A 26892-nucleotide genomic window follows, 5' to 3' on the forward strand; every position below is an offset into this window, starting at 1 on the left:
CGGGCGGGGCTGGCGGCGAGCGGACCGGTCGCCTCGCTGGCCGGGCAGCGCGCGGTCGTCGAGCTGGACGCTGTGGTCGGCGCGGGCCGCACCACGGAGGCGGGCGTGGGTGGCGCGGTGTGGACCGCCGACGCGACGCTGGTCGCGATCAGCGGGCGCGGCGCCCAGTGGCTCTCCGGCGCCACGGTCCGGCTGTCGGCGTCCGGTGAGTTGGCGCGCTCGTGGGCGGCGGTGCCGCCGGGTTCGACCGTGCGGGCGACAGCGCGGCTCGACCGGGCGGGCATCGACGAGCAGGTGAGTGCGTGGGCCCGGGCCAGGGTGCCCCCGGAGGTGGTCACACCGCCGGGGCCGGTCGACGCCGCCGTGACCGCGGTGCGGGCAGGCCTGCGTGAATCCGTGGCGGGCCTCCCACCCGCGGCGCGGGCCCTGGTTCCCGCGCTCGTCGTCGGTGACACCGATCTGCTCGACGACGACCTGAAGGCGTCCTTCCGGGTCGTGGGGCTCACTCACCTGACCGCCGTCTCGGGGGCGAACCTCACCCTGTTGCTGGCAGCGATGCTGTGGCTGGCGGCTCGCCTCGGGGTGGTGGGCTGGTGGCGCAGAGGTGTCGCCGTCGCCGGGGTGGTCGGTTTCGTCCTGCTCTGCCGTGCGGAGCCGAGCGTGCTGCGCGCGGCGGCGATGGGCGTGGTCGGGCTGGCTGCGCTCGGCTGGGGCGGCGGGCGGCAGGGCCTGCGCTACCTGTCCTGGGCCGTGGTCGGTCTCCTGATCGTGGACCCGTGGCTGTGCCGCTCGATCGGCTTCGTGCTGTCGGTGTGCGCAAGCGCGGGCATCATCCTCTGGGCGAGCCGGTGGGCGCGCCTGTGGCGGTGGGCGCCGCGGTGGCTGGCCGAGGCGGTGACCGTGCCGGTGGCCGCCCAGCTGGCCACCCAGCCCGTGGTGACCGCGATCTCGGGACAGGTGAGCGTGGTCGGGGTGGTGGCCAACGTCGTCGCCGCGCCCCTCGTGGGCCCCGCCACGGTGCTCGGCTTTGCCGCGGCCGCGTTGTCGGTCCCTCTCCTTCCCCTCGCGCGGCTGCCCGCCTGGCTGGCCGGCGGCTTCGCCCAGGCGCTGGTCTGGGTCGCGCAGGCCGGCGCGGCGCTGCCCGGTGCGGCGATGGTGTGGCCGGTCGGTCCCCTCGGACTCGGTGTGCTCGCCGTCTGCTGCGCGGTCGCGATGGTGGCGATGCCGCTGGTCTGGAGCAGGCCGTGGCTGGTCGGGATACTGGCGCTCGCCCTGCTGCTCGCGCTGATCCGCCCCGTCGCCGTTCCCGGGTGGCCCCCGCAGGGTTGGCAGGTGGTCAGCTGCGATGTGGGCCAGGGGGACGCATCGGTGATCGCGGCCGGCGACGGGTCAGCGATCGTGGTGGACGCGGGCCCCGACCCGGCACGGGTCGACCGGTGCCTGGACCAGCTCGGGATCCGTGAGGTGGCCTGGTTCGTGGTGACCCACCTGCACGCCGACCACGTCGGGGGAGTGGCGGGCGTGGCCGCGGGACGACGCGTCGACAACGTTCTGTACTCCGGAGTGACCCAGCCGGACAGCGGGTGGCGACTCCTGGCAGACACCCTTCCCGAGGTTGCGCGCACGGTGGCGGTGCCGGGCATGGTCGTGACGGCAGGCGACATCCGGCTGGAGGTGCTCGCGGAGAAGCCGTATGTGGACACCGGTGCCGGAGGCGAGGACTCCGCCGACCAGAACGACTCCTCGATCGTGATGCGGGTCACCAGCGGCGGGCTGCGGATACTGCTGGGAGGCGACGTGGAGGAGGCCGGGCAGTCGAACGCCCTGACCGGGGCTCCGGACCTGGCGGCGGAGGTCCTGCTGGTGCCCCACCACGGCTCTGCGCACCAGTCGCCGGAGTTCCTCGCGGCCGTGCACGAGTCGGTGGCGCTGGTCAGCGTGGGCGCCGACAACGACTACGGCCACCCGGCCGCACGCACGATCGCCACGGTCGTGGCCACGGGCGCGCAGGTCTACCGCACCGATCTCAACGGGTCGATCGCCGTGGAGCTGACCGGCGACCAGCTCCGGATCACCCCGCAACGCAGCGGCTGAGCGTGTGTCCGGGACGACTGGCATGCTTGCCCCGTGGACGAATCCAGCCCGTTCGGGCGTGCCCTGCTGGTCACCGGACCCGAGACCCTGCTCGCCGAGCGGGCGGTCGGCAGGTTCGTGCGACGCGCGACCGACGAGCGTCCCGACGCCGCCGTCGTCCGGGTGGCGGCCGGCGAGCTCGACGCGGGCTCGCTGGCGGAGGCAGCGGGCGGTTCGCTGTTCGCGTCCTCGACGGTGCTCTCGATCGGCGACCTCGGCGACCTCGCCGCCGACCTGGCCGACCAACTCGCGGCCCTGGCCGGCGATCCGGGGCCCGACCTCGCGCTGGTGGTCGCCCACCCCGGCGGGAACAAGGGCAGGGGAGTCGTCGACCGGCTCCGCAAGGTGCGCGTCGAGGTGCAGGATTTCGCGTCCATCAAGCCGTGGGAGCTCCCCCAGTTCGTGACGAGGGAGGCCCGTGAGCTCGACGGCAGGACCGATCTCGCCGGCGCGAACGCCCTCGTCGACGCGGTGGGCACCGACACGCGTGCGCTGGCTGCAGCGGTGCGGCAGCTGCTGGACGACGCGCCCGACCGGACGATCACCGAAGCGACGGTTCGCCGCTACTTCGGGGGCCGCGCGGAAGTGACCAGCTTCGCTGTCGCCGACGACGTCCTCGGCGGACGCCTCGACGGCGCGCTGGGCAAGCTCCGCTGGGCCCTGTCGACCGGCGTGGCCCCGGTGCTGATCACGAGCGCGCTGTCGAGCAACCTGCGCAGCCTCGGCCGGTACCTGGACGCCCGCGACGCGCGGCTGCGGGACGGCGAACTGGCCCGGGTCGTCGGGGTCCCGCCGTGGAAACTGAAGGACCTGTCCCGGCTGTCCAGGGACTGGAAGCCCCAGGCGGTCGCGCAGGCCATCCAGCTCGTCGCCCTCGCCGACGCCCAGGTGAAGGGCGCGGCCAGTGATCCCGGCTTCGCCCTCGAACAGGCCGTGCTCACGGTGATCGGCTGCCGCGGACGCGACCGTCGCTGACCAGGCCGACGCTGACACGACGAACGCCGCCCGGATGCACCGGGCGGCGTTCGTGGAGGAAGATCAGAGCGCGGCGGCCTTGGCGGCGATCGCCGACTTGCGGTTCGCGGCCTGGTTGGCGTGAATGACGCCCTTCGACGCGGCCTTGTCCAGCGCGCGGGTCGCGGCCCTGGCCAGCTCCTGCGCCTTCGCGGTGTCACCCTCGGCGACGGCCTCGTTGAACTTGCGGACGTGGGTGCGCAGGCTGGACTTCACGGCCTTGTTCCGCAGCCTGGCCTTCTCGTTGGTCAGAATCCGCTTCTTCTGGGACTTGATGTTCGCCACGCCTGTGACCCTCTTCGTTGGTGATGGAGCTTCTCGCGCCGCGCAGACGCGACTGCTGACTCTATCAGCGACCCCGCGGCCCCCTCAAATCGCCGACTTCTCAGAACCTCAGCCGGCCCGGGCCGGGCGAGGTTCTGAGAAGTCGGCAGGTGGCGGCGTGAGGTGGGAGGGGAGCGGCGTCCGGTATCGTGTGGAGGCCCGCCATCCGTCCAGGAAAGTGCATGCCTGCTCCTGCTCCCGGCTCCACGCCACCCGCGCTGATCCGCAACTTCTGCATCATCGCGCACATCGACCACGGCAAGTCCACGCTGGCCGACCGGATGCTGCAGCTCACCGGAGTGGTCGACGAGCGCTCGATGCGCGCGCAGTACCTCGACCGGATGGACATCGAGCGCGAGCGCGGCATCACGATCAAGTCCCAGGCGGTCAGGATGCCGTGGAACGTCGGCGGCACCGACTTCGTGCTGAACATGATCGACACCCCCGGCCACGTCGACTTCACCTACGAGGTGTCCCGCTCGCTCGCCGCGTGCGAGGGCGCGATCCTGCTGATCGACGCCGCGCAGGGCATCGAGGCCCAGACACTGGCCAACCTCTACCTCGCCCTGGACGCGGACCTGCACATCGTCCCGGTGCTGAACAAGATCGACCTGCCCAGCGCCCAGCCGGAGAAGTACGCCGCCGAGATCGCGCACCTGATCGGCTGCGACCCCTCGGACGTGTTCAAGGTGTCGGCCAAGACCGGCGAGGGCGTCCGTGAACTCCTCGACCACGTCGTGGCCGACATCCCGCACCCGGTCGGCGACCCGGACGCGCCGGCGCGCGCGCTGATCTTCGACTCCGTCTACGACACCTACCGGGGCGTGGTCACCTACGTGCGGGTGGTGGACGGTGAGCTCAGCCACCGCGAGCGGGTCCTGATGATGTCCACCCGCGCCACCCACGAGACACTCGAGGTCGGTGTCATCTCGCCCGAGCCGACCAAGTCGCAGGCGCTCGGTGTCGGCGAGGTGGGCTACCTGATCACCGGCGTGAAGGAGGTCCGGCAGTCCCGGGTCGGCGACACCGTGACCGCCGCCTCCCGTCCCGCGACCAGGGACCTGGGCGGCTACCGCCCCCCGCACCCCATGGTCTACGCCGGGCTGTACCCGATCGACGGTGCCGACTTCCCCGAACTGCGCGAGGCGCTCGACAAGCTGCAGCTCAACGACGCCGCGCTCACCTACGAGCCGGAGACCTCCGGGGCGCTGGGCTTCGGGTTCCGGGTCGGCTTCCTCGGGCTGCTGCACATGGAGATCGTGCGCGAGCGACTCGAGCGGGAGTTCAACCTCGACCTGATCTCGACCGCGCCCAACGTGGTCTACCGGGTGGTGATGGAGGACGGGACCGAGCACACCGTCACCAACCCCTCGGAGTACCCCGACGGCAAGATCGCCGAGGTGCACGAACCGGTCGTGCGGGCCACCATCCTCACCCCGAGCGAGTACATCGGGACGGTGATGGAGTTGTGCCAGTCCCGCCGCGGCGAGCAGACCGGCATGGACTACCTCAGTGAGGACAGGGTCGAGATCCGCTACCTGCTCCCGCTGGCCGAGATCGTGTTCGACTTCTTCGACGCGCTGAAGTCCCGGACGAAGGGCTTCGCCTCGCTCGACTACGACGAGGCCGGCGAGCAGGTCGCCAGGCTGGTGAAGGTCGACATCCTGCTGCACGGCGAACCCGTGGACGCGTTCAGCTCGATCGTGCACACCGACGCCGCCTACTCCTACGGGGTGGCGATGGCGAAGAAGCTGAAGGAGCTGATCCCGCGCCAGCAGTTCGAGGTGCCGATCCAGGCCGCGATCGGCGCCCGGGTGATCGCCCGAGAGACCGTTCGGGCCATGCGCAAGGACGTCCTCGCCAAGTGCTACGGCGGCGACATCACCCGCAAGCGCAAGCTGCTGGAGAAGCAGAAGGAGGGCAAGAAGCGGATGAAGATGGTCGGCCGCGTCGAGGTCCCCCAGGAGGCGTTCGTCGCCGCCCTGTCCACCGGTGAGACGTCGCAGGACAAGAAGAAGTAGCTGTGCGCGGCCCTGTGCGAGCCACGGCGGGCTGAGCGTGCCGTCCACACCGCCCGACGGCGAGCCCGCCCCCGTCGACGGCAGCCTTCCGGCCGCCGCGCTGGAGGGCGTCGGCAGTCGTCCGCTCAGCCTGTACGTGCACGTGCCGTTCTGTGCGTCGCGATGTGGCTACTGCGACTTCAACACCTACACGGCTGCCGAACTCGGGGCGGCGCCCGGATCCAGCCAGGACGCCTACCTGGCGGCGGCGGCGGCCGAGCTCGACCTGGCGCGGTCCGTCCTGGGCCCGCACGAGGTGGAGACCGTCTTCTTCGGCGGGGGGACGCCGACGCTGCTGCCGGCATCGGCGCTCGCCGGGCTGCTCACCGCGGTCCGCGACCGGTTCCCGCTCGCGGTCGGCGCGGAGGTGACCACCGAGGCCAACCCGGAGTCGGTCGACCAGGCCTATCTCGACACCCTGGTCGCCGCGGGGTTCACCCGGCTCTCGCTGGGCATGCAGTCCGCGCGGCCGCGCGTCCTCGCCGTGCTCGAGCGGCGGCACACCCCCGGGCGGGTCGCGGACGTCGTCGGCGGGGCGCGGCGGGCCGGGTTCGGATCGGTCAGCGTCGACCTCATCTACGGCAGCCCCACCGAGACCATCGACGACTGGACGGCCAGCCTCGACGCAGCCCTGGCCCTCGAGCCCGACCATGTCAGTGCCTACTCTCTGATCGTGGAGCCGGGCACCCGGCTGGCGGCAAGGATCGGCCGCGGCGACCTGCCGTTCCCTGACGACGACTTCCACGCCGACTGCTATCTGCGCGCCGAGGAGCGACTCACCGCCGCGGGCTACACCGGCTACGAAGTCAGCAACTGGTCGCGGCCGGGGCACGAGTCGCGGCACAACCTCGCCTACTGGCTGGGTCACGACTGGTGGGGCGTGGGTCCGGGGGCTCATTCGCACGTCGGCGGAGTGCGCTGGTGGAACGTCCGTCACCCGCGCGACTACAGCGCCCGCCTCGCCGTCGGGAGCTCGCCCGCCCAGGCGCGCGAAGTGCTGGACGCCGAGCAGCGGCGGGTCGAGCGGGTGCTTCTGGAATTGAGGCTCTCACAAGGTCTTCCGCTGGAGGTCTTGACGCAGACGGAGCGAGCCAGGGTGCCGGGCCTGGCGGCGCGGGGTCTGTTGCGCGTCGACGCGACCTCCGCGCGTCCCACCCTGCGCGGACGCCTGCTCGCCGACGCCGTCGTCCGCGATCTCCTCGACTGACCATTTCTTAACGATTCGGTAACACCGACGGACACAACGGTTCTGTAACAACTTCGACGCATACGGGTGCTGCAATGTCTTCGCACCCGTAGCCTTGGCCAACCCGCGAGGTACGGGTCTCTGTAGCACATGAGGAGGGAAGTTGAACAAGCATTCGTTCAAGCTGGTGGGAGTCGCGCTCGTCGCGGCGTCCCTGGCGTTCACCGGTTGCGGATCCCGCACCGAGGCGACGTCCGGAGGCACCAGCTCGACCAACAAGACCGCGAAGATCGGCGTCATCGCGCCGCTCTCCGGCGACCTCTCGGCCCTGGGTCTCGGCATCCGTAACTCGGTCGATCTCGCCATCCGCCAGGCGAACGAGTCCAACGCGATTCCGGGCTGGACGCTCGAGCTGGCTGCCGAGGACGACCAGGCGACCCCTGACGTCGGCAAGAACGCCGCCACCAAGCTCGCCTCCGACGACGAGGTCGTCGGTGTGGTCGGCACGCTGAACTCTTCGGTCGCCCAGAGCGTGATCCCGGTGCTGAACTCCGCCAACATCGTCCAGGTGTCGCCGGCCAACACCAACCCGACGCTCACCAAGGGCGAGGACCTGGCGAACCCGAAGCGTCCGTATGCGAACTACTTCCGCACCTGCACCACCGACTCGGTCCAGGGCCCGTTCGCCGCGCAGTACCTGATCGACGCGGGGATCACGAAGGTCGCCACCATCCACGACAAGAAGGCGTACGGCCAGGGCCTGGTCGAGGCCTTCACCACGGCCTTCAAGGCGGGTGGCGGCACGATCACCGACGCCGAGACGATCAACCCGGACGACAAGGACTACAGCGCGGTCATCGCCAAGGTGAAGCCGACCGCCCCGCAGGCCATCTACTACGGTGGCGAGTACCCGCAGGCCGGGCCGCTGTCCAAGCAGGCCAAGGCGGCAGGGCTGGACGTCCCGGTGATGGGTGGTGACGGCATCTACGACCCGAACTTCATCAAGCTGGGTGGCCGTGACAACGACCTCGCCACCTCGGTGGGCGCCCCGGTGGACAGCCTCGACTCGGCCAAGGCCTTCGTCGCCGCCTACCAGGCAGCGGGCTTCTCCGATCCGTACGCCGCCTACGGCGCCTACGCCTTCGACGCTGCGAACGCGATCATCAACGCGCTGAAGACCAGCCTCGCCTCCGCGTCCGACGCCAAGTCGGCTCGTCAGGCGACGATCACCGCGATGTCGAGCGTGAGCTTCGACGGCGCCACCGGCAAGGTGGCGTTCGACGAGTTCGGCGACTCGGTCTCCCGCGTCCTGACCGTGTACAAGGTCACCGACGGCGAATGGAAGGCCGAGAAGACCGGCGAGCTCAAGTCCTGACCCACAGACCCGTCGGCGTCCGCACCGAGTGCGCGGACGCCGACGGGTCAACCCAATTCTGCAGAAGGGGTGCTGCTCAGGTGGATGTGCTCGACCTGTTCCTCCAACAACTCATCAACGGGCTGTCGTTGGGTTCGTTGTACGCGCTGATCGCGGTGGGCTACACCGTCGTCTACGGCATCGTGCAACTGATCAACTTCGCCCACGGCGAGATCTTCATGATCGGCGCGTTCGGCGCCTACGCCACCTGGACGATCCTCGGCCAGCCCTCCGACTGGAGCGCGCCGCTGTCCATCCTGGTCCTGCTCCCGGTGATGATCATCGGTGGCATGGTCGCATCGGTGACGGTCGCGCTGCTCACGGAGCGGTTCGCCTACCGGCCGCTGCGCAATGCACCCCGGCTGGCCCCCCTGATCACCGCCATCGGCGTCTCGGTGTTCCTGCAGGAGTTCATCCGGCTGTTCTACGGCTACATCCCCGGGCTCCCCGACGCCAAGAGCGCCGTTCCGTTCCCGAGCATCGAGGGCATCTCCGACAACGCGCTCCAGCTGGGGGCGGTGACCGTCCAGATGTCGGCGATCTTCACGATCGTCGCGCTCGCCGTGTGCACGGTCTTCCTGTGGTACTTCGTCAACCGGACCAAGATCGGGCGGGCCATGGTCGCCACGTCCCAGGATCCCGACACCGCACGGCTGATGGGCATCAACGTCGACCGGGTGATCATGGCGGCGTTCGCGGTCGGTGCGGGCCTCGCGGCGATCGCCGGCGTGGCGCACGGCCTGCGCTACGGCAACATCGACTTCCGGATGGGCTTCCTGGCCGGGCTGAAGGCTTTCACCGCTGCCGTGCTCGGCGGCATCGGCAACATCAACGGCGCCGTCGTGGGCGGCCTGGTGCTCGGGGTGGTGGAGGCGATGGCCACCACCTTCATCCCGGGCCAGTTCGGCAGTTCGGCATGGAAGGACGTGTGGGCGTTCGTCCTGCTCATCTTCGTGCTGGTCTTCCGGCCACAGGGCCTGCTGGGTGCGAAGGTGGTGGACCGCGCATGAGGACGATCATCAGCGACGAGCTCAAGCTCCGCCTGCGTTTTCCGGCCCGGGCGGTCGGCATCGTCGGCGCCGCACTCATGATCGCGTCGATCTTCCTGTCCTGGTCGTACGGCCACGACGCCCTCGACGACGTCGGGTACAACGGCGCGCCGTCGCCACTGCAACTCTTCTTCGCGATCCTGCCGCTGTTCACCCTCCTGCTCCTCGCCATTCCGCTGGTGGGGAAGGGACGGCTCGGCCGCTGGGCCAAGGTGCTCGCCTGGAACACGTCCGCGAAGACCGCCGCGATCTCCTCGTTGCTGGTGGTCGTGGTCATGATCATCGCGATCGCGATCGACCTCGGCGGCCTGGTGAACGTCGATCCGGGCGGCTGGCTGGCACTGGTCGGCGGCATTCTCGCCGTCGCCGCGACCCTGTTCCTGCCCGACTCACCCGAACCGACGCTGTACCGGATCAAGACCCCCCGGTGGCTGCAGATTCTCGGCATCGTCGTGCTGATGGCGCTGATCCTGTTCGGGGCGGCGTACATCCTCGGCTTCGACGACGCGGACGACTTCCTCACCTTCGGCGCGTTCGTTGTCGGCGTCGTGATGGTGCTGCGGCAGTTCGGCGTCTTCGGCTGGCTGGGCATCGCCGCGGCCAACAACAACCGCGTCCTCGTGCTGTCGGCGTTCGTGGTGGCGTTCGCCTTCCCGTTCACCCAGAACGGTTCGGACGCGAACATGTCGATCGCGTCCCAGGTGCTGATCTTCGCCGCGACCGCGCTCGGCCTGAACATCGTGGTCGGTCTGGTCGGGCTGCTCGACCTGGGCTACATCGCGTTCCTCGGTGCGGGCGCGTTCACGGCGGCCGTGCTCTCGGACTCCGCGTTCGCGACCGTGCACTGGTCGCCGCCGTTCCCCGTGACCGTGCTGATCGCCGGGACGGTGGCCTCGCTGCTCGGCCTGCTGATCGGTGCGCCGACGCTGCGGGTGTCCGGCGACTACCTGGCCATCGTGACGCTCGCCTTCGGCGAGATCTTCCGGATCACGATGAACAACCTCGACGGCAACGACGGACCGAACATCACCAACGGTTCGAACGGCATCCCGGGCATTCCCGACCTGAACTTCTTCGGGTTCGACTTCGGCCAGCCGCACGTGATCCTCGGTATCGACATCGGCCGGTTCGCGAACTACTACTGGCTGATGCTGGTGGTGATCGCGCTGATCATCGTGGTGTTCATGAACCTGAACTACTCCAGGATCGGACGCGGCTGGGTCGCCATCCGCGAGGACGAGCTGGCCGCGGAGGCCATGGGTGTGAACACCTTCGGGCTGAAGCTGCTCGCGTTCTCCGGCGGCGCCTTCCTCGCCGGCGTGGCCGGCTCGGTCAAGGCTCACTACGACGTGTCGGTGACACCCGACCAGTACGTGTTCCTCGAGTCCGCGTTCCTGCTGGCCGCCGTCGTGCTCGGCGGCATGGGGACGGTGATGGGCGTCCTGATCGGTGCGACCATCCTCAAGCTGCTGCCGGAGAAGCTGCGCTTCTTCTCCGACTACCGGCTGTTGCTGTTCGGACTGCTCATGATCGTCATGATGCGGTTCCGGCCGGAGGGCATCGTGGCGGACGAACGACGACAACTGGAGTTCCACGCCGAGGACGAGGAACTCGCCGACGAGGTGGAGGAGGAGCTCACCAGCCACCACGCCCACCTCAACCGCGAGCGAGAGGAGTTCGCGCTGTGAGCACCAACCAGGTTGCGGCGGCGCCGGCGGCGGACGCGTCCAGCCCCGAACGGGAAGTGTTGCTCGACGCCCGCAACGTCACGATGCAGTTCGGCGGCCTGCGTGCGGTCAGCGACGTGAGCCTGCAGGTGCACTCGGGCGAGATCGTCGGGCTGATCGGTCCGAACGGCGCGGGGAAGACCACGTTCTTCAACTGCCTGACCGGCCTCTACAAGCCGACGTCGGGGAGCGTGAGCTTCGCGGGCAAGCCGCTCCCGCCCCGGCCGCGGCTGGTGGTCAGGGAGGGGATGGCCCGCACGTTCCAGAACATCCGGCTGTTCCACAACATGACCGCCCTCGAGAACGTGATGGTGGGCATGTACAGCCGGACGCGGACGAACGCGATCGACGCCGTGTTCCGGCTGCCCCGGCACCGGCGCGAGGAGGCGGAGTCGCTGGCGAGGGCGAGGGAGCTGTTGTCCTTCGTCGGCCTGACCGGCGCGGGCGACATGCTGTCCCGGAACCTCCCCTACGGCGACCAGCGCCGGCTGGAGATCGCGCGGGCGCTGGCCACCGACCCGAAGCTGCTGCTGCTCGACGAGCCGACCGCCGGCATGAACCCGCAGGAGACGAGGCAGGCGGAGGAACTGATCTTCCGGATCCGTGACCTCGGCCTGGCCGTGCTCGTGATCGAGCACGACATGCGGTTCATCTTCAACCTCTGCGACCGGGTCGCCTGCCTGGTGCGGGGAGCCGTGCTGGTGGAGGGGCCCGGCGACGTCGTCCAGAACGACCCCCGCGTGATCGAGGCCTACATCGGCTCGCCGCAGACCGAGCCGGAGGCGAAACCCGCCGCCGCAGGGGAGGGTACCGACAATGCTTGAGGTCAAGGACATGGTGGTCGCCTACGGGCGGGTCAACGCCGTGAAGGGCATCACCTTCGCGGTCGACCAGGGCCAGGTCGTGACCCTGCTCGGCACCAACGGCGCGGGGAAGTCGACGACCCTGCGTTCGATCTCGGGGTTGCTGAAGCTGGTCTCCGGCGAGATCTGGTTCGAGGGCGAGCGGCTCGACGGACTGCCCGCGCACAAGATTGTCGAGCGGGGGATCGCACAGTCACCGGAGGGACGGCGGCTGTTCCGGCAGATGAGCGTCGACGACAACCTGAAGCTGGGCGCCTTCTCGCGCAAGGACACCTCGGCGATCCGGTCGGACATGGACCGGGTCTACGACCTGTTCCCCGTGCTGGGCGAGCGACGGCACCAGCCGGCAGGCCTGTTCTCCGGTGGCGAGCAGCAGATGCTGGCGATCGGGCGCGCCATGATGAGCCAGCCCAAGCTGCTCATGCTGGACGAGCCGTCGATGGGCCTGAGCCCGATCATGACCCAGACGATCATGCGGACCATCCAGCAGTTGCAGTCCGAGGGGGTCACGATCCTGCTCGTCGAGCAGAACGCGCAGGCCGCGCTCTCGCTGGCCGACAAGGGCTACGTCCTGGAGGTCGGGAAGATCATGTTCTCCGACACCGGACGCAACCTGCTCGGCGACGACCGGGTCAAGCGCACCTACCTCGGCGCCGACTGAGCCCGACGGTCGGTGTCCGCCGCTCCCCGGACCAAGCGGGTGGACCAGGAGGGGGACGGTTCCTCACTCGGTCCGCTTTCGCGTCGCCGGCGGGTCGCGCGGACCAAGAGGGGGACGGTTCCTCACTCGGTCCGCTTTCGCGTGGCGGGCGGGTCGCGCGGGTGGGGACCGGTCGGTTCGCGCTTAGGGTGGGCGGGTGCGGTACTCCAAGGATGTCCTGAGCCCGGGCTGGCAGCGGGCGGACAAGCCCGTCAGCGTGGAGACGACGGTGCGCGTCGGCCTGGTGGTGGAGGATCCCCGTTCCGGCTTCTGCGGCGCCATCGTGCGCTGGGAGAACGGTCTGGTCGTGCTCGAGGACCGCAAGGGCGCCCGGCGCAGCTTCCCGTTCGGCCCCGGGTTCTGGCTGGAGGGGCAACCGGTCAGCCTGGTGCCGCCGCGTCGCTCGCGTCCTGCGGCGGCCACGCACACGGCGTCCGGCTCCCGGATCGGTGAGGTGGGTCCCGCGAAGGTGGCTGCCGCGTCCCGCATCTATGTCGAGGGACGTCATGACGCCGAGCTGGTGGAGAAGATCTGGGGTGCCGACCTGCGCCACGAGGGCGTGGTGGTGGAGTTCCTCGGCGGGATCGACGACCTGCCCACGATCGTGACCCGGTTCGGGCCGGGCGAGGGACGCCGGCTCGGCGTGCTGGTCGACCACCTCGTCGCGGGCACGAAGGAGACGCGGATCGTCCAGCAGGTCAGTTCCGCGCACGTGCTGGTCACCGGCCACCCGTTCATCGACATCTGGCAGGCGGTGCGTCCGGAGCGGGTGGGCCTGGCCGCCTGGCCCTCCGTACCCCGCTCCCTCGACTGGAAGCACGGGATCAGCGCCGCGCTCGGCCGCCCGGCGCGGAGCCAGGCCGACATCGCGTCCACCTGGCAGTGGATCCTGTCCCGCGTGCGCGACTGGCGCGATCTCGACCCGGCCCTGCCCCGCGAGGTCGAGCGTCTGATCGACTTCGTCACCACCTGAGCTGCCGGTCCTCCGGCGGGAGGGTCAGGCGGCGAGCAGGGTGGAGAGGACGGCGGTGTCGGCGTCCGACATCGGGTCGACAGCCTCGGAACTCGCCAGGTGCGTGATGGTGCCGGCCGCGTCCGCCTCGATCCAGGCCGCGCGGTGGCCCAGGCCCAGGTGCGGGATCCCGGGAAGGAAGAGACAGCCGGACGCGGTCGCGTAGTCACCGACGCTGCTGGCGGTGCTCGACGGCGGGTGCAGGACGGCCAGGGCGGGCGGCAGGTGCTCGAAGGCGCCCGGCGTGACCGCGTGGTCACCGACCAGGGGGCCCTCGGCAAGGACCAGCCCGATCGTGTGCAGGGGTGACACCGGCGGGACGTCCTCGACGACACGGAAGACCGTGCTGCCGCGCGGGAGCATGCCCGGCGCGGCGGCCACCCGGACGGCGAGGAGCAGGAAGCGGGTCCACTCGACGGTGTCCCTCGGCCAGCGTCCGACCAGCAGGAAACCGGCGAGTTGCCCGTCGGCCTGCATCGGCGTGACCTCGACCGGGCGGTCCCAGTAGCTCATCGTGAAGCCTCCTCCCGGACGGGTCCGGCGTCGAGCGGCGACCTGTACCTCCGCCCGGCCTGCTCCCAGCGTGCCCAGCCGACGTCACGCGCGGGTTACGGCCGGGTTCGGAGTCGGTTGCAGCCGCCGCAGGCGTCCGGCTTGCAGAACGGACGAGGCAGCGACGTCGGGCGCGGGCTGGATAGCCTGAGGACCTCATCCCGCCCCACCCAGGAGTTCCCGTGAAGACCGAAGAGGTGTCGGAGCTCCTCGCCGACGTCGCCGCCCGGCTGATCCTGCCGCGGTTCGGCGCGCTGGGTTCGGACGACATCGAGGAGAAGAAGCCGGGGGACCTCGTCACGGTGGCGGACCGTGACGCCGAGGTGGAGCTGGCCCGGGTGCTCAGGGCGGAGGAGCCCGGCGTCCTCGTGGTGGGGGAGGAGGGCGTGTTCACCGACCCGTCCAGCCTGGACGCCCTTCCGCACGCCGAGCACGCCTGGGTGATCGATCCGGTCGACGGCACCAGGAATTTCGCCAGGGGCCGCCCGGACTTCGCCGTGATGCTGGCCGAGGTGCGCGGGGCACGGACTGTTCGCGGCTGGATCTGGCAGCCCGTGCACGCCCGCCTCTACGTGGCGGAGAAGGGTGCGGGGGTGACCTGCAACGGGACCCCACTCGTCCCGCCCGCGGAGAGCGGTCGCGCCGTCCCCCTGGGCGCCAGCTACCTTCCCGTGCCCGGTGAGGAGCACGCCGACGTGCGGCTGGTCCGCTCCTGGGGCTCGTGCGGGATCGACTACCCGAAGCTGATCGAGGGTGAGCTCGACTTCCTCTGCTACCGCTCGATGTTCCCCTGGGACCATCTCGCCGGCGCGCTCATGGTCACCGAGCTGGGTGGACGGATCGCGACGGACGCAGGCGCCGACTACCACGCCGGCGTGATCGGGCGCCGGCTCGTCTCGGCGACCGACCCCGACCTGTGGCAGGTCGCCAGGGACGCGCTGTTCGGAGACTGACCCACTGGACGAACAGGGCGTCTCGCGTTTGGATGGGTACCGGCGGCAACGAAGGGAGCGCACATGTCGGGCAGCTCGAACGACGACCTCAAGGCGAAGATGCGGGAGGCCCTCGAGCGCAAGAACCACGGGGCCGACAGCGCGTCGCAGGACGGTGGCCACCACAAGGAGAAGGGCCCGTCCGAACGCGGCCAGCAGGGTCACGGCGGCATGTTCCGCCGCAAAGCCGGTGGCGGAGGGTAGGCCCTGCCCGGCCCGGTGAGCCGACGACGTTCCCCGGTTTGGTGAGCCGACCACGGCCCCGGCTGGTGGATCCAACGACGGCCCCGGGGCCGGGGACGTCGACGACGGTCCCGCGGCCCTCGGGGAACTCAGACCAGGGGTAGCTGGGTGCGGGGCACCTTGCCCTCGTCGGCCAGCTGTGCGTAGGCCAGGGGGAGCACGGCCCGGACGGTCTGCTCGTCGAAGGGCCATTCGCCCTGCTCGTAGGCGTCCTCCCGGTTCACCCCGCGCGCGACCAGGTACTCGACCTGTCCGTAGAGCCCGGAGATCTCGGCGCGCTGGGTGAAGGCGGCCAGCCGGTCCATTGCCGGGCCGTGGCCCGGCACCAGCACGGTCTCCTCCGCGACCAGGCCGAGCACTCCGTCGACGGCGCTCGGCCACTCCTTCAGGTGGCAGTCGGCCCCGAACGCGGGCGGCCCGGCGCTCTCGAGCAGATCGCCGGTGAAGATGACGCCGGCATCCGGCACGAACGCGACGACATCGCCGTCGGTGTGGCCGCGCCCGAAGTGGACGATCTCGACCCGCCGGCCGCCGACATCGATCACGCGGGCCAGTGAGAACGGGTGGCTCGGCGCAACCAGCGCGTTCGGGTCCACCCCGACCTCGGTCGCGTCACGCCTGCACTCCGCGTGGCCCAGCCACTCCGCGACGCTCTCGTGGGCGTAGCCGGGCAGGTCCGCGAACCCGGCCAGCCCGAAGAAGTGGTCGTGGTGCCAGTGGGTGACGACCGCGGCGAGCACCGGGACGCCCGCGGCCTGCTCGGCACGCTCGCGGATCAGCGCGCCCTGCTCGGGTGAGGACCCGGTGTCGATCACCAGGCACCCGGACGGTCCCACGACCAGCCCGATGTTCACCGCCGCCGGCTCCGCGACCGCGACGAGGACCCCCTCCGCGACGGGAAGGAACTCGCCCACACTGAACTGCATCACCCGTCCAGCCTAACGCTAGACTGGCACTCCACCATCGAGAGTGCCAGTCGCTGACGGGAGGAGAGCATGCTCGACGACCGCAAGCTCGCCATCCTGCGGGCCATCGTGACCGACTACGTGTCGATGCAGGAGCCTGTCGGCTCCCGCGCTCTGGTCGAGCGCCACCACCTCGACGTCTCGCCGGCCACCGTCCGCAACGACATGGCGGTGCTGGAGGAGGAGGGCTACATCATGCAGCCCCACACCAGCGCCGGCCGGATCCCCACCGACAAGGGCTACCGCCTGTTCGTCGACCGCCTCGGCACCGTCAAACCCCTGACCATCGCCGAGCGCAGGGCGATCGAGACCTTCATGGCCGGGGCCGTGGACATCGACGACGTGGTTCGGCGCACCGTCCGGCTGCTCGCCCAGATCACCCGCCAGGTGGCGATCGTGCAGTACCCGGTGCTGTCCAGCGCGACCATCCGGCACATCGAGATCGTCGAACTGACCGCCGACCGCGGCCTGGTGATCGTCGTGAACTCCTCCGGCAAGGTGGACCAGCGGCCGGTCGAGCTCGGCGGCGCTCCCGTCGACGTCGTCGCGGACCTGCGCCACCGGCTCAACGCCGCGCTGGTCGGGCTGGCCCCCGCCCAGGCGGTGGAGAGGGCCGACGCGCTGGTCGACGAGCTCCCCGGCGCCGCCCGTCCGATCGGCGCCGTGGTGGTCTCCGCCGTGCTCGAACTGGTCACCACCGATCCGTCCACCCGCGTGGTGGTCGGCGGCGTGCCCAACCTGACCCGGTTCTCCGACCAGTACGAGACCACCGTCCGTCCCGTGCTGGAGGCGCTGGAGGAACAGGTGGTCCTGCTGCGGCTGTTGGGGGAGGTGTCGGGCACCGGCGACGTGACCGTCCGGATCGGCCACGAGAATCCCTACGCCCCCCTCCGGGCCACCTCGGTGGTCGCCAGTGGCTACGGCACCAACACCGATATCTGGGCGAACCTCGGGGTGGTCGGCCCGACCCGGATGGACTACCCCTCGACGATGGCGGCGGTGCGGGCGGTGGCCCGTTACGTCGGCCGATTCCTAGCTGAAGGATGATGTGTGAGCGCTGACTACTACGAGGTGCTGGGGGTTCCCAGGGACGCGACGCCGGAACAGATCAAGAAGGCGTACCGGCGGCTGGCGATGAAGTACCACCCTGACGTTGCCGATACTCCGGACGCCGCGGAGAAGTTCAAGCAGATCGGCGAGGCATACGAGGTCCTGCACGACGAGAACAAGAGGTCGATGTACGACCGCGGTGGCGACCCGCTGGGCGGGGGCTTCGGCGGCGCCCAGGGCTTCGGCTTCCCCGGTGGCGGCTTCGACTTCACCAACCTGGTCGACGCGATGTTCGGCGGCCAGGCCAGCCGCGGTCCCCGCTCCCGGGTGCGACGCGGCCAGGACGCCCTCGTCCGGCTGAACCTCACCCTCGCGGAGGCGGCCTTCGGCATCACCAAGCCGCTGCGCGTCGACACGGCCGTCGTGTGCCCGAAGTGCAACGGCTCGGGCTCCGAAGGGGGCGGCGAGCCGGTCACCTGCCCGACCTGTCACGGCGCGGGCGACGTCACCCAGGTGCAGCGCTCCTTCCTCGGCGAGATCCGTACGAGCCAGCCCTGCCCGAACTGCCGCGGCTACGGCACGGTGATCACCAACCCGTGCGGGGAGTGCTCGGGCGAGGGGCGCGTGCGCAGCAGCCGCACCATCAACGTGAAGATCCCCGCCGGTGTCGCCTCCGGAAACCGCGTCCACCTGGTCTCCCAGGGTGAGGTCGGGCCCGGCGGCGGGCCCGCCGGCGACCTGTACGTCGAGCTCAGCGTCGCCCCGCACGAGGTGTTCACCCGCAACGGCGACAACCTCGAGGTCGTCGTGAAGGTGCCGATGACGGCCGCGGCGCTCGGCACCCAGGTCACCCTCGACACCCTGGAGGCCGAGCGCGACGACCTGGACGCGGAGCTCGCCACGGTGGCTGTCGACATCCCGGCCGGCACCCAGTCGGGCACCAGGATCAGTATCCCCGGCCGTGGCGTACCGAAGCTTCGTCGCGAGGGACGCGGCGAGCTCGGGGTCACCCTGCTCGTCCAGACGCCGACGAGGCTGGACGACGAGCAGCGTGACCTGCTCCGCCAGCTGGCGACGCTGCGCGACGAGAGCCGGCCCGAAGTGTCACTGTCCCGGCACGGCAAGGGGGTCCTCGGCTGGTTGAAGGAGGCGTTCTCGTGACCGAGCCGCTGTTTCTGGCCGCGCTGACCGCCCCCGCGGAGGGCCAGGTGGTGGAACTCGGCGGTGAGGAGGGCCGCCACGCGGCCGCCGTGCGGCGCTTGCGCGTGGGCGAGGTCATCCTGGTCGGCGACGGCAACGGCACCGCTGTCCGGGGCCCGGTGACGGCGGTCGAGAAGGCGACGCTGTCGATGCGGGTGGAGGAGGTGCTCCGCGAGCCGGAGCGGCCCGTCCGCTACGTCGCCGTGCAGGCGCTGCCCAAGGGCGATCGCGCCGAACAGGCCGTGGAGATGCTGACCGAGCTCGGCGTCGACGAGATCGTCCCGTGGCAGTCCGCGCGCTCGGTGGTGCGGTGGGCGCCGGACCGGGTCGAGCGCGGCCTGACCCGCTGGCGGACGACCGCGCGGGAGGCCGCCAAGCAGTGCCGGCGCTTCCGCGTCCCCACCGTCTCGACCCCGATGACCACGGCCGAGCTCGCGCTGCGGATCGCGCAGACCGACCTCACCGTGGTTCTCCACGAGTCCGCGACGACCCGCTTGGGGACCTTCGGGCTGCCTCCGATCGGGGAGATCATGTTCATCGTGGGCCCCGAGGGCGGGCTCACCGACGAAGAGGTGGAGACCTTCACCGCAGCAGGCGGACGCACCGCGCTGATCGCCGACGCCGTGCTGCGCACCGCCACCGCCGGCGTGGTGGCGCTGGCCCAGCTCGAGGCGCTCGCCGTCCGTGACCGCTGACTTCTCGTTCACGCAGGGCACCGTGCTGCCCGGGCACCAGGGCCGCACCGGGGTGATCCACACCCCGCACGGTGACATCCGCACGCCGGCGTTCATCGCCGTGGGCACGAAGGCGACCGTCAAGGCGGTCCTGCCGGAGAGCGTGGCGGGCATCGGCGCACAGGCCGTCCTCGCCAACGCCTACCACCTGTTCCTGCAGCCCGGATCGGACCTGGTCGACGAGGCCGGCGGGCTGGGCGCCTTCATGAACTGGCCCGGACCGACCTTCACCGACTCCGGCGGCTTCCAGGTGATGAGCCTGGGGGTGGGGTTCAAGAAGGTGCTGGCGATGGACGCCACCGGGCTGGCCGACGACGACGTGATCGCTGCGGGCAAGAACCGGCTCGCCCACGTCGATGACGACGGTGTCACGTTCACCTCGCACCTCAACGGGGACCGGCACCGGTTCACCCCGGAAGTGTCGATGCGGATCCAGCACGAGCTGGGTGCCGACATCATGTTCGCCTTCGACGAGTGCACCACGCTGCTGAACACCCGTGGCTACCAGGAGAGGTCGCTGGCCCGGACCCAGGCGTGGGCCGTCCGCTGCCTCGCCGAGCACGGCCGACTCACCGCGGCCCGCACGGGCAAGCCGTACCAGGCACTGTTCGGCGTCGTGCAGGGTGCCCAGTACGAGGACCTGCGCCGCCAGGCCGCCCGCGACCTGGCAGGGCTCGAGGTGGGCGGACGGCGCTTCGACGGCTACGGGATCGGCGGTGCGCTGGAGAAGGAGAACCTGGGCACGATCGTGGGCTGGGTGTGTTCGGAGCTCCCGGCCGACGCGCCGCGCCACCTGCTCGGGATCTCCGAGCCCGACGACTTCTTCGCCGCGATCGAGGCCGGCGCGGACACCTTCGACTGCGTGATGCCCTCCCGGGTGGCCCGGAATGCGGCGATCTACACCGCGGACGGGCGGTTCAACGTGAACACCGCGGCCAGCCGGCGTGATTTCCGGCCGCTCGAGGACGGGTGCGACTGCTACACCTGCGCGCACTACACCCGCGCGTATCTGCATCACCTGTTCAAGGCGAAGGAGATGCTCGCCGCGACACTGGCCACGATCCACAACGAGCGGTTCACCGTCCGGCTGGTCGACGACATCCGGCTCAGCATCGAACAGGGACGCTTCGACGACTTCAGGGACGAGTTCCTCGGACGGTTCTATTCCTCGCATCGCTGACGCGATGCTCGTCGAGTCTCCTTCCTTCCCGGCCGCTGGCGCGCCCGTGGCGGTCGTCGTCTATTCCTCGCATCGCTGAGGCGGTGCTCGTCGAGTCTCGGATCGCGACCCGAGGGAGCTTTCTGTGTCCCACCTGTGGGGACTGACGTCGCGCGGCCGTGCCCGGTTAGCCTCGGTGCTCATCCACCGCTCCCGAGGGCGTCTGGCCCGGAAGGAACCCGTCGTGACGTGCCCGTCGTGCGGCCAGCCCCTGGCCGACCCCAGCCTTCCCTGCCCCACCTGCGGCCACGCTGTCCCTGCGAGCCCCTGGGCGCGACCGGACGGCGAGCTGTCGGAGGAGCCTCCCACCGACGGCGCGTCCGGCGGCGACGATACGTCCGGCTTCGCCTCGCCCGGCCAGTACGCGGCTGCTCACCCGGAGGCGGCGGCTCCGGTCGCGACCTTCGTCCCGGAGTGGACCACGGCCACCCCCGCGCCTCCGCGTCGGCGCGCCCTTCCGGTGCTGGTGGCCGCGCTCGTGCTCGTCCTGGTCGGCGGAGGCGTGGCGGCCGCGGGCACCTACCTCGGCTGGTTCGGCGCGGCGGGCAGCCGGCCCGCCGAGGTCGTGCCGGCGACGGCGGTCGGCTATGTCCAGGTCGACCTCGACCCCTCGCTGGCACAGAAGGCTGCGGCGTGGCAGTTCCTGCGCGACCTGCCCGAGGTCAGGGATGCGGTCGCGGCAGGGGAGGCCGACCCCGCCGCCATCGCCTGGAAGGTGCTCGCCGAAGCGGTGGACAGCCCGTTCGCGGGGCTGGACTACGCCCGGGACGTGAAGCCCTGGCTGGGCAGCCGGCTCGCGGTCGCCGTGGTGCCGAACGCCACTGGCGCCGCCGGCCTCGTGGTCGTCCAGGTCACGGACGAGGCGAAGGCGAGGACCGCCATCGCCGACCTCGCGGCACGGGCGGGGCAGGCCTGTGACGTGACGATCAGGGACGGCTACGCCCTGATCACCAGGACCGGCGACACCGGCGCCGTCGTGGCCGCCCTCGAGGCCGGCTCACTGGCGCAGAACCACACGTTCTCTGCCGACTTCGGCTCCCTCGGCGATCCCGGCGTCCTCGCCGGCTGGGCCGACCTCGGTGCTCTGGCGAAGCTGCAGGGGGGCGCCGGCTCCGGCGCGGACCTCGTCGCGCAGGGTCGAGCTGTCGGGGCGCTCTCCTTCAGCGCCGACACCCTCGCCCTGGCCGGGCGGCTGCTCGACATGGGGGAGGTCGGGCTGCACGGCCAGGCGGACATCGGCGAGCTCCCCACCTCCACCTGGGCGGCGATCGGGTACGCAGGGCTGGGCGACGCCGTGGACAAGGAATGGTCCCGGATCGGACCCGAGGCCGGGCAGCTGCTGGAGGGCCTGGGGCTGACCAGGGAGGACCTGATCGCGCTGCTCGGGCGGTCGGTGACGGTGGGGATCTCTTCGTCCGGTGCCGGCGCCCCCGACCTCGCAACCCCTCCCGACCTCGGCGCGCGGATCGTGACCTCCGACCTCGACCGGGCCACCGCCGCCCTGGCCAAGCTGCGGGCAGGACTCGGACAGGAGTCGGTCTTCGTCCGGTCTGAGGGCGAGGTGCTGACGGTCAGCACCTCGGACTCCTACGGCGAGGACCTCGTCCGTCCCGCCACCCCGCTGTCCACCAGGGACGAGTTCGCCAAGGCCGTGCCCGAGCACGCGCGCGCGACCATCTCCGGATTCGTGAACCTCGCAGTGCTGGAGGACCGGCTCGACGGGGTCGACCCGCGCTACCGCGGCTTCGTCGGCTCACTGCGCAGCGCCGGGCTGGCGTTCGTTCCCGACGGCGATGGGCAGGGCTCCTGGTCGGTGCGCCTGATCCGGTCCTGAGCGGGCACGGGCGGAGTTTGCGCCCCGGCGGCTCCCGATCCCGCGGCGGGCGTGGCAGTCTAGGCCTATGACCGACTACGACGAAGCCGTCCCTGAGGAGGCAGAGCAGCTCGACCAGCTCCAGCCCGACGAGACCCTGCTCGACCGCGGTGTCGACGACGTCCTGGACGAGGGCTACGTGACCGGCGAGAACTGGTCGCCCGCGCAGGGCTTCGGCAACACGGCGAAGGAGATGCGGCAGGGCGAGACCCTCGAGATGAGGATCGCGCAGGAGCTGCCGGAACGGCCGGTCAGGCTGGAGGGACCGTGGAACCCCGACGCGGCCGAGCCCCGCGAGGTCGGGAACGTGCGCGCGGGGCGCCTGGTGGACGCCAACGGCGGCGTGCCCGGGCTGGACACCGAGGCCGAGAGCGTCGGGTCCGACGTCGGCATCGACGGTGGTGCGGCGACCGCGGAGGAGGCGGCGATGCACATCATCGACGACTACGACGACGATGACGACGACTGAGGTGGCAGACCTCGACGACATCCTGTACCCGCCGATCGAGCCGTACCTGGACGGGATGCTCGCCGTTGGCGACGGCCAGCAGGTGTACTGGGAAGAGTGCGGCAACCCCGACGGCAAGCCGGTGGTGTTCGTGCACGGCGGCCCTGGCGGCGGGTGCACCCCGAGCTACCGGCGCTACTTCGACCCGCGGCGCTACCGGATCGTCCTGTTCGACCAGCGGGGGTGCGGACGCAGCACACCGCACGCGAGCGAAGCGGTCGCCGACCTGAGCGCCAACACGACCTGGCACCTGGTCGAGGACATGGAACGCCTCCGCGAGCACCGTGGCATCGAACGCTGGCAGGTCTTCGGCGGTTCGTGGGGGAGCGCGCTCGGCCTCGCGTATGCGCAGACCCACCCCGCGAGGGTCACCGAGCTGGTGCTGCGCGGCATCTTCACGCTGCGGCGCAGCGAGCTGGACTGGTACTACAACGGCGGCGCGGCGAACCTTGCCCCGCAGTGGTGGCGCTCCTTCGAGAAGCCCCTCCCCGACGGCTTCGAGGGGGACCGGATTCTGAAGTACAACGAACTACTCTCCGACCCGGACCCGGCCGTGCACGGGCCGGCGGGAGTCGCGTGGACCACGTGGGAGGCCGCCACCTCGACCCTGGAGTTCTCCCAGGCACTGGTCGAGGAGTTCTCCGATCCCGCCTTTGCCCTGGCCTTCGCGCGGATCGAGAACCACTACTTCGTCAACGCCGGCTGGTTCCGGGAGGGCCAGCTGCTGGAGGACGCGTCGAGGCTGGCCGGCATCCCGGGCGTGATCGTGCAGGGCAGCTATGACCTGCCGTGCCCGATCACCACGGCGGATGCGCTGCACCGGGCGTGGCCGGAGGCGGACTACCGCGTGGTGCTGTCCGGCCACTCGATCAGCGAGCCCGCGATCGCCGCCGAGCTGGTCGCCGCGACCGACCGCTTCGCCTGATTCGGCAGGCTCCTGGACTCAAGGACGCACGGTGACAGGCAGGGGAACCCATGCACGACGCAGCTGAGCCCGGAGACGGTCGCCCACGCAGGGCGCTGGGCGAGGCGCCCGCCCTCGGAATGGGGCAGGCCATGGCCTGGACCTTCCTCGGCACCCTCGTTCCCGGGCTCGGCCTGCTGCGCGCCGGGCGGCGGGTCGCCGGTGCGGTGACGCTTGCTGTCACGGCGGTGCTGCTCGGCGTGGTGATCTACGCGGCACTGAACCGGCAGGCCACCCTCGCGGTGGTCGCGGACGCCGCCGTGCTGAGGGCTGCGGTGGTGGCGATCGCGCTGATCGGCCTGGCCTGGGTGATCGTGATCGGCGCGACCCATCTCGCGCTGCGTCCCGCCGGCACCACCGTGGGTCAGCGCGCCGCCGGCGCGGTGGTGGTCGGGCTGATGTCGTTCGCCGTCGCCGCGCCGCTGGCGCTGGGCGCCAACATCGTCCACGCCGCCGGCAATCTGGTCGGCACCGTGTTCGACAACGACACCGACCACAGCCAGACCGTCCCCACGATCGCCAACACCGTCGATCCGTGGGCGGAGAAGTCCCGGCTCAACGTCCTGGTCATCGGCGGTGACTCCGGAACCGGACGCAGCGCCAAGGTCGGGATGCGTGCCGACACCGTCATCGTCGTCTCGATCGACACCAGGACTGGCGCCACCACGATGTTCTCCCTGCCCCGTCAGACCGCCCGGATGCCATTTCCCCACGGCTCGAAGCTGGCCGGCTACTTTCCCCACGGCTGGTACGACGGGGCCAACCCGGTCAACCCCGACTATTGGCTGAACGCCATGTACCGGTTCGCGCCGAACCGTGTTCCCAAGGACATCCTGGGCAAGACCCGGTATCTGTCCGAGGACATCATGAAGGTGTCGGTGGGTGAGGCGCTCGGCCTCGACATCGACTACTTCGTGACCATCAACATGGACGGTTTCAAGGACGTGATCAACGCCCTGGGCGGCATCAGCGTGAACGTCAACTCGCCGATCCCGATCGGTGGGGACACCGATGCCAACCTGCTCCCCACCGGGTGGATCGAGCCGGGGCCCACGCAGCACCTCAAGGGCCGGCTGGCGCTGTGGTACGCCCGCGGCCGCTGGGGCTACGAGGACTACAGCCGGATGCGGCGGCAGCGCTGCACGATCAACGCCGTCGTCCAGCAGGCGAACCTGAGCAACGTGCTGGCCAACTTCGAGAAGATCGCACAGGCGGGGGAGAAGACCGTCACCACCGACCTGCCCACCACGATGGTCGCGCCGGTGATCACGTTGGCCGAGAAGGTGCAGGGCTCGAAGCTGCGCAGCGTGGTCTTCCAGAACGGCGTCGGCGGGTTCAGCACCACCAACCCCAACTGGGCCGGCGTCCGCAAGCAGGTCACCAAGGCGCTGAAGGAGGCCAGGCGGAGCAACGCCACGCCGTCGGCGTCGGCGAAGGCGACCTCGAAGGGCCGCAGCGACGACGTGACCGGCGAGTGCGGCTACCACCCCGACGGCTTCATACCCAAGGGCTACCCCGGCACCCGCGACAACCCGATGGGCTACCGCCAGGGCAGATAGCCGGCGGCGACGATTAGGATGGCCGTCTGAACGTCCCGGGAGGAAACCTGAACCAGAGCGTGAACGAACCGCACCGTGCTGTCGCCGAGCATCGGGTGGCGATCCCCGCGTCCATCAACATGGTGTCCGTGCTGGGCCCACGCGACGAGTTCCTGCGGATCCTCGAGCGCGAACTGGCCGCCGACCTGCACGTCCGCGGCAATGAGCTCACCATCACCGGAGCGCCCGCGGACGTGACCGCTGCCGCCGACGTGCTGACCGAACTGATCACGATCGTCCGCACCGGGCAGGGCCTGAGCGGTGACATCGTCGAACGGGTGGTCGGCATGAGCGCGGCCGAGGACGTGAGCGCCGCCGAGGTGCTCACCCAGAACATCTTGTCCAGCGGCGGGAAGACGATCCGTCCCAAGACGCTCAACCAGAAGCGCTACGTGGACGCGATCGACGCCCACACGGTCGTGTTCGGCATCGGCCCGGCGGGAACCGGCAAAACCTACCTGGCGGTGGCGAAGGCCGTCCAGGCCCTCCAGGCCAAGCAGGTGAACCGGATCATCCTCACCCGCCCCGCGATCGAGGCCGGCGAGCGCCTCGGTTTCCTGCCCGGCACGCTGAGCGACAAGATCGACCCCTACGTCCGGCCGCTCTACGACGCGTTGCACGACATGCTCGACCCCGAGTCGGTGCCCAAGCTGCTCACGTCCGGCACCATCGAGGTCGCACCCCTGGGGTACATGCGGGGAAGGACGTTGAACGACGCGTTCATCATCCTCGACGAGGCGCAGAACACCACGATGGAACAGATGAAGATGTTCCTCACCCGGCTCGGCTTCGGCTCGAGGATCGTGGTCACCGGCGATGTCACCCAGATCGACCTGCCCACCGGCACCCGGTCGGGGCTCACCGTCGTCGAGCAGATCCTGGACGGCGTCCACGACATCGCGTTCTGCCGCCTGACCAGCCACGACGTCGTCCGGCACCGCCTGGTCGGACGGATCGTCGCTGCCTATGACCGCTTCGAGGCCACCCTTCCGCCCGGCCGCCGCACCTGAGGAACCCATGATCGAGCTGAACAACGAGTCCGGAGCTGCGGTCGACACCGAACGCCTCGTACAGTTGGCGACCTTCGCCCTGGACGCGCTACGGATCCACCCGCAGGCCGAGCTGTCGATCGTGCTGGTCGACACCGACACGATGAGCGCCTACCACGAGAAGTTCATGGGGGAGCCGGGCCCGACCGACGTGCTCAGCTTCCCGATGGACGAGCTGCGCGCGCCCGACCCCGACGAGGAGCCGCCGATCGGGCTGCTCGGTGACATCGTGCTGTGCCCCGAGGTCACCGCAGCGCAGGCGGCCGAGAGCAACCGGACGCCGGAGGAGGAGGCCGACTACCTCCTGATCCACGGTCTGCTGCACCTGCTCGGCCACGACCACGCCGAGCCGGCGGAGAAGAAGGTCATGTTCGACCTCAACGACAAGATCATCGCCGCCTGGACCGCGTCCCGCGCCTGAGTTGCGGCCGACTGTCGGCCGGCCGAGCCTGTCCAGACCATC

25 protein-coding genes are annotated in these 26892 nt (G+C 70.5%); 22 read left to right on the forward strand and 3 right to left on the reverse strand.

The genetic code is table 11. The features are described 5' to 3' along the window. Nucleotides 1-2094, forward strand: a 2094-nt coding sequence (locus QM633_RS01815) for a ComEC/Rec2 family competence protein (RefSeq protein ID WP_415152012.1), incomplete at its 5' end; no start/stop codon positions are given. Nucleotides 2095-2127: 33 nt separating this feature from the next. Next, nucleotides 2128-3108: a DNA polymerase III subunit delta gene (gene holA, locus QM633_RS01820; protein ID WP_415152013.1), complete on the forward strand. Its 981-nt coding sequence runs from the start codon at nt 2128-2130 to the stop codon at nt 3106-3108. A 63-nt stretch (nt 3109-3171) separates the two neighbouring features. Here holA and rpsT read toward each other — a convergent pair whose 3' ends face one another. Continuing rightward, nucleotides 3172-3432: a 30S ribosomal protein S20 gene (gene rpsT, locus QM633_RS01825; protein ID WP_415152014.1), complete on the reverse strand. Its 261-nt coding sequence runs from the start codon at nt 3430-3432 to the stop codon at nt 3172-3174. 221 nt (nt 3433-3653) lie between these two features. Between rpsT and lepA the strand changes: the two genes are divergently transcribed. The 8 genes from lepA (at nt 3654) to QM633_RS01865 (ending at nt 13443) form a co-directional block, all read left to right on the forward strand. Further along, nucleotides 3654-5492: a translation elongation factor 4 gene (gene lepA / locus QM633_RS01830; protein ID WP_415152015.1), complete on the forward strand. Its 1839-nt coding sequence runs from the start codon at nt 3654-3656 to the stop codon at nt 5490-5492. Nucleotides 5493-5529: 37 nt separating this feature from the next. Then, nucleotides 5530-6738 (forward strand): radical SAM family heme chaperone HemW, encoded by a 1209-nt coding sequence (gene hemW / locus QM633_RS01835; protein ID WP_415152016.1) that lies wholly within the window; start codon nt 5530-5532, stop codon nt 6736-6738. A gap of 142 nt (nt 6739-6880) precedes the next feature. Then, nucleotides 6881-8092 carry a branched-chain amino acid ABC transporter substrate-binding protein gene (locus tag QM633_RS01840; RefSeq protein WP_415152017.1) on the forward strand — a complete coding sequence of 404 codons (1212 nt, stop codon included), beginning with the start codon at nt 6881-6883 and terminating at the stop codon, nt 8090-8092. 80 nt (nt 8093-8172) lie between these two features. Beyond that, nucleotides 8173-9141, forward strand: a complete 969-nt coding sequence (locus tag QM633_RS01845) for a branched-chain amino acid ABC transporter permease (RefSeq protein WP_415152018.1) — start codon at nt 8173-8175, stop codon at nt 9139-9141. Beyond that, nucleotides 9138-10868 (forward strand): branched-chain amino acid ABC transporter permease, encoded by a 1731-nt coding sequence (locus QM633_RS01850; RefSeq protein WP_415152019.1) that lies wholly within the window; start codon nt 9138-9140, stop codon nt 10866-10868. Before QM633_RS01845 ends, QM633_RS01850 begins: the two co-directional genes overlap by 4 nt. After that, the gene (locus QM633_RS01855; protein ID WP_415152020.1) at nt 10865-11731 is read left to right on the forward strand and encodes an ABC transporter ATP-binding protein; all 867 of its coding nucleotides are present in this window, start codon (nt 10865-10867) and stop codon (nt 11729-11731) included. Before QM633_RS01850 ends, QM633_RS01855 begins: the two co-directional genes overlap by 4 nt. Continuing rightward, complete coding sequence (locus tag QM633_RS01860; protein WP_415152021.1) at nt 11724-12431, forward strand: ABC transporter ATP-binding protein; 708 nt, start codon at nt 11724-11726, stop codon at nt 12429-12431. Before QM633_RS01855 ends, QM633_RS01860 begins: the two co-directional genes overlap by 8 nt. A 196-nt stretch (nt 12432-12627) precedes the next feature. Further along, nucleotides 12628-13443, forward strand: coding sequence for a DUF3097 domain-containing protein (locus QM633_RS01865; RefSeq protein ID WP_415152022.1), 816 nt, complete (start codon nt 12628-12630; stop codon nt 13441-13443). A 24-nt stretch (nt 13444-13467) separates the two neighbouring features. Here the strand turns inward: QM633_RS01865 and QM633_RS01870 are convergent, their stop codons facing one another. Next, nucleotides 13468-13995, reverse strand: a complete 528-nt coding sequence (locus QM633_RS01870; protein WP_415152023.1) for a peptidase — start codon at nt 13993-13995, stop codon at nt 13468-13470. A gap of 221 nt (nt 13996-14216) precedes the next feature. On the opposite strand from QM633_RS01870, the gene QM633_RS01875 reads away from it, so the two are divergent. Together QM633_RS01875 and QM633_RS01880 are read left to right on the forward strand one after the other, a co-directional pair. After that, nucleotides 14217-14987 (forward strand): inositol monophosphatase family protein, encoded by a 771-nt coding sequence (locus QM633_RS01875; RefSeq protein ID WP_415152024.1) that lies wholly within the window; start codon nt 14217-14219, stop codon nt 14985-14987. 63 nt (nt 14988-15050) lie between these two features. Next, entirely contained in the window at nt 15051-15230 is a 180-nt protein-coding gene (locus QM633_RS01880) for a DUF5302 domain-containing protein (protein ID WP_415152025.1), read from the forward strand. A 128-nt stretch (nt 15231-15358) separates the two neighbouring features. On the opposite strand, the gene QM633_RS01885 is transcribed toward QM633_RS01880, so the two are convergent. After that, nucleotides 15359-16195 (reverse strand): MBL fold metallo-hydrolase, encoded by an 837-nt coding sequence (locus tag QM633_RS01885; RefSeq protein ID WP_415152035.1) that lies wholly within the window; start codon nt 16193-16195, stop codon nt 15359-15361. A gap of 69 nt (nt 16196-16264) precedes the next feature. Between QM633_RS01885 and hrcA the strand changes: the two genes are divergently transcribed. The 10 genes from hrcA to ybeY all read left to right on the forward strand — a co-directional run bounded on the left by hrcA (nt 16265) and on the right by ybeY (nt 26850). Beyond that, a complete protein-coding gene (gene hrcA, locus QM633_RS01890; RefSeq protein WP_415152026.1) occupies nt 16265-17281 on the forward strand; it encodes a heat-inducible transcriptional repressor HrcA in 1017 nt (338 codons plus the stop codon). Between the two features lie 3 nt (nt 17282-17284). Continuing rightward, on the forward strand, nt 17285-18445 hold the full coding sequence (gene dnaJ / locus QM633_RS01895) for a molecular chaperone DnaJ (RefSeq protein WP_415152027.1): 1161 nt from the start codon (nt 17285-17287) through the stop codon (nt 18443-18445). Beyond that, nucleotides 18442-19179, forward strand: a complete 738-nt coding sequence (locus QM633_RS01900; RefSeq protein WP_415152028.1) for a 16S rRNA (uracil(1498)-N(3))-methyltransferase — start codon at nt 18442-18444, stop codon at nt 19177-19179. Before dnaJ ends, QM633_RS01900 begins: the two co-directional genes overlap by 4 nt. Beyond that, nucleotides 19169-20398: a tRNA guanosine(34) transglycosylase Tgt gene (gene tgt / locus QM633_RS01905; RefSeq protein ID WP_415152029.1), complete on the forward strand. Its 1230-nt coding sequence runs from the start codon at nt 19169-19171 to the stop codon at nt 20396-20398. The genes QM633_RS01900 and tgt overlap by 11 nt, the downstream gene beginning before the upstream one ends. 223 nt (nt 20399-20621) lie before the next feature. Then, nucleotides 20622-22271, forward strand: coding sequence for a DUF3352 domain-containing protein (locus tag QM633_RS01910; protein WP_415152030.1), 1650 nt, complete (start codon nt 20622-20624; stop codon nt 22269-22271). Nucleotides 22272-22338: 67 nt separating this feature from the next. Continuing rightward, nucleotides 22339-22779: a DUF5709 domain-containing protein gene (locus QM633_RS01915; RefSeq protein ID WP_415152031.1), complete on the forward strand. Its 441-nt coding sequence runs from the start codon at nt 22339-22341 to the stop codon at nt 22777-22779. Next, the gene (gene pip / locus QM633_RS01920; RefSeq protein WP_415152032.1) at nt 22766-23743 is read left to right on the forward strand and encodes a prolyl aminopeptidase; all 978 of its coding nucleotides are present in this window, start codon (nt 22766-22768) and stop codon (nt 23741-23743) included. Before QM633_RS01915 ends, pip begins: the two co-directional genes overlap by 14 nt. A gap of 50 nt (nt 23744-23793) precedes the next feature. Next, a complete protein-coding gene (locus QM633_RS01925) occupies nt 23794-25341 on the forward strand; it encodes an LCP family protein (RefSeq protein ID WP_415152033.1) in 1548 nt (515 codons plus the stop codon). Between the two features lie 119 nt (nt 25342-25460). Beyond that, nucleotides 25461-26390, forward strand: coding sequence for a PhoH family protein (locus QM633_RS01930; RefSeq protein WP_415152036.1), 930 nt, complete (start codon nt 25461-25463; stop codon nt 26388-26390). A gap of 7 nt (nt 26391-26397) precedes the next feature. After that, a complete protein-coding gene (gene ybeY, locus QM633_RS01935) occupies nt 26398-26850 on the forward strand; it encodes an rRNA maturation RNase YbeY (RefSeq protein ID WP_415152034.1) in 453 nt (150 codons plus the stop codon). The last annotated feature ends 42 nt before the right edge of the window (nt 26851-26892 follow it).

The organism is Propionicimonas sp. (assembly GCF_047606205.1).
Taxonomy (GTDB): domain Bacteria; phylum Actinomycetota; class Actinomycetes; order Propionibacteriales; family Propionibacteriaceae; genus Propionicimonas.

What these genes read in the sequence shown, in the direction of transcription:
- QM633_RS01885 (WP_415152035.1), bottom strand. Translation starts at nt 16,195, where the DNA reads ATGCAGTTCAGTGTGGGCGAGTTCCTTCCCGTCGCGGAGGGGGTCCTC.
- QM633_RS01850 (WP_415152019.1), top strand. Translation starts at nt 9,138, where the DNA reads ATGAGGACGATCATCAGCGACGAGCTCAAGCTCCGCCTGCGTTTTCCG.
- QM633_RS01870 (WP_415152023.1), bottom strand. Translation starts at nt 13,995, where the DNA reads ATGAGCTACTGGGACCGCCCGGTCGAGGTCACGCCGATGCAGGCCGAC.
- QM633_RS01925 (WP_415152033.1), top strand. Translation starts at nt 23,794, where the DNA reads ATGCACGACGCAGCTGAGCCCGGAGACGGTCGCCCACGCAGGGCGCTG.
- QM633_RS01930 (WP_415152036.1), top strand. Translation starts at nt 25,461, where the DNA reads ATGGTGTCCGTGCTGGGCCCACGCGACGAGTTCCTGCGGATCCTCGAG.
- QM633_RS01860 (WP_415152021.1), top strand. Translation starts at nt 11,724, where the DNA reads ATGCTTGAGGTCAAGGACATGGTGGTCGCCTACGGGCGGGTCAACGCC.
- ybeY (WP_415152034.1), top strand. Translation starts at nt 26,398, where the DNA reads ATGATCGAGCTGAACAACGAGTCCGGAGCTGCGGTCGACACCGAACGC.
- lepA (WP_415152015.1), top strand. Translation starts at nt 3,654, where the DNA reads ATGCCTGCTCCTGCTCCCGGCTCCACGCCACCCGCGCTGATCCGCAAC.
- QM633_RS01915 (WP_415152031.1), top strand. Translation starts at nt 22,339, where the DNA reads ATGACCGACTACGACGAAGCCGTCCCTGAGGAGGCAGAGCAGCTCGAC.
- hrcA (WP_415152026.1), top strand. Translation starts at nt 16,265, where the DNA reads ATGCTCGACGACCGCAAGCTCGCCATCCTGCGGGCCATCGTGACCGAC.
- pip (WP_415152032.1), top strand. Translation starts at nt 22,766, where the DNA reads ATGACGACGACTGAGGTGGCAGACCTCGACGACATCCTGTACCCGCCG.
- QM633_RS01880 (WP_415152025.1), top strand. Translation starts at nt 15,051, where the DNA reads ATGTCGGGCAGCTCGAACGACGACCTCAAGGCGAAGATGCGGGAGGCC.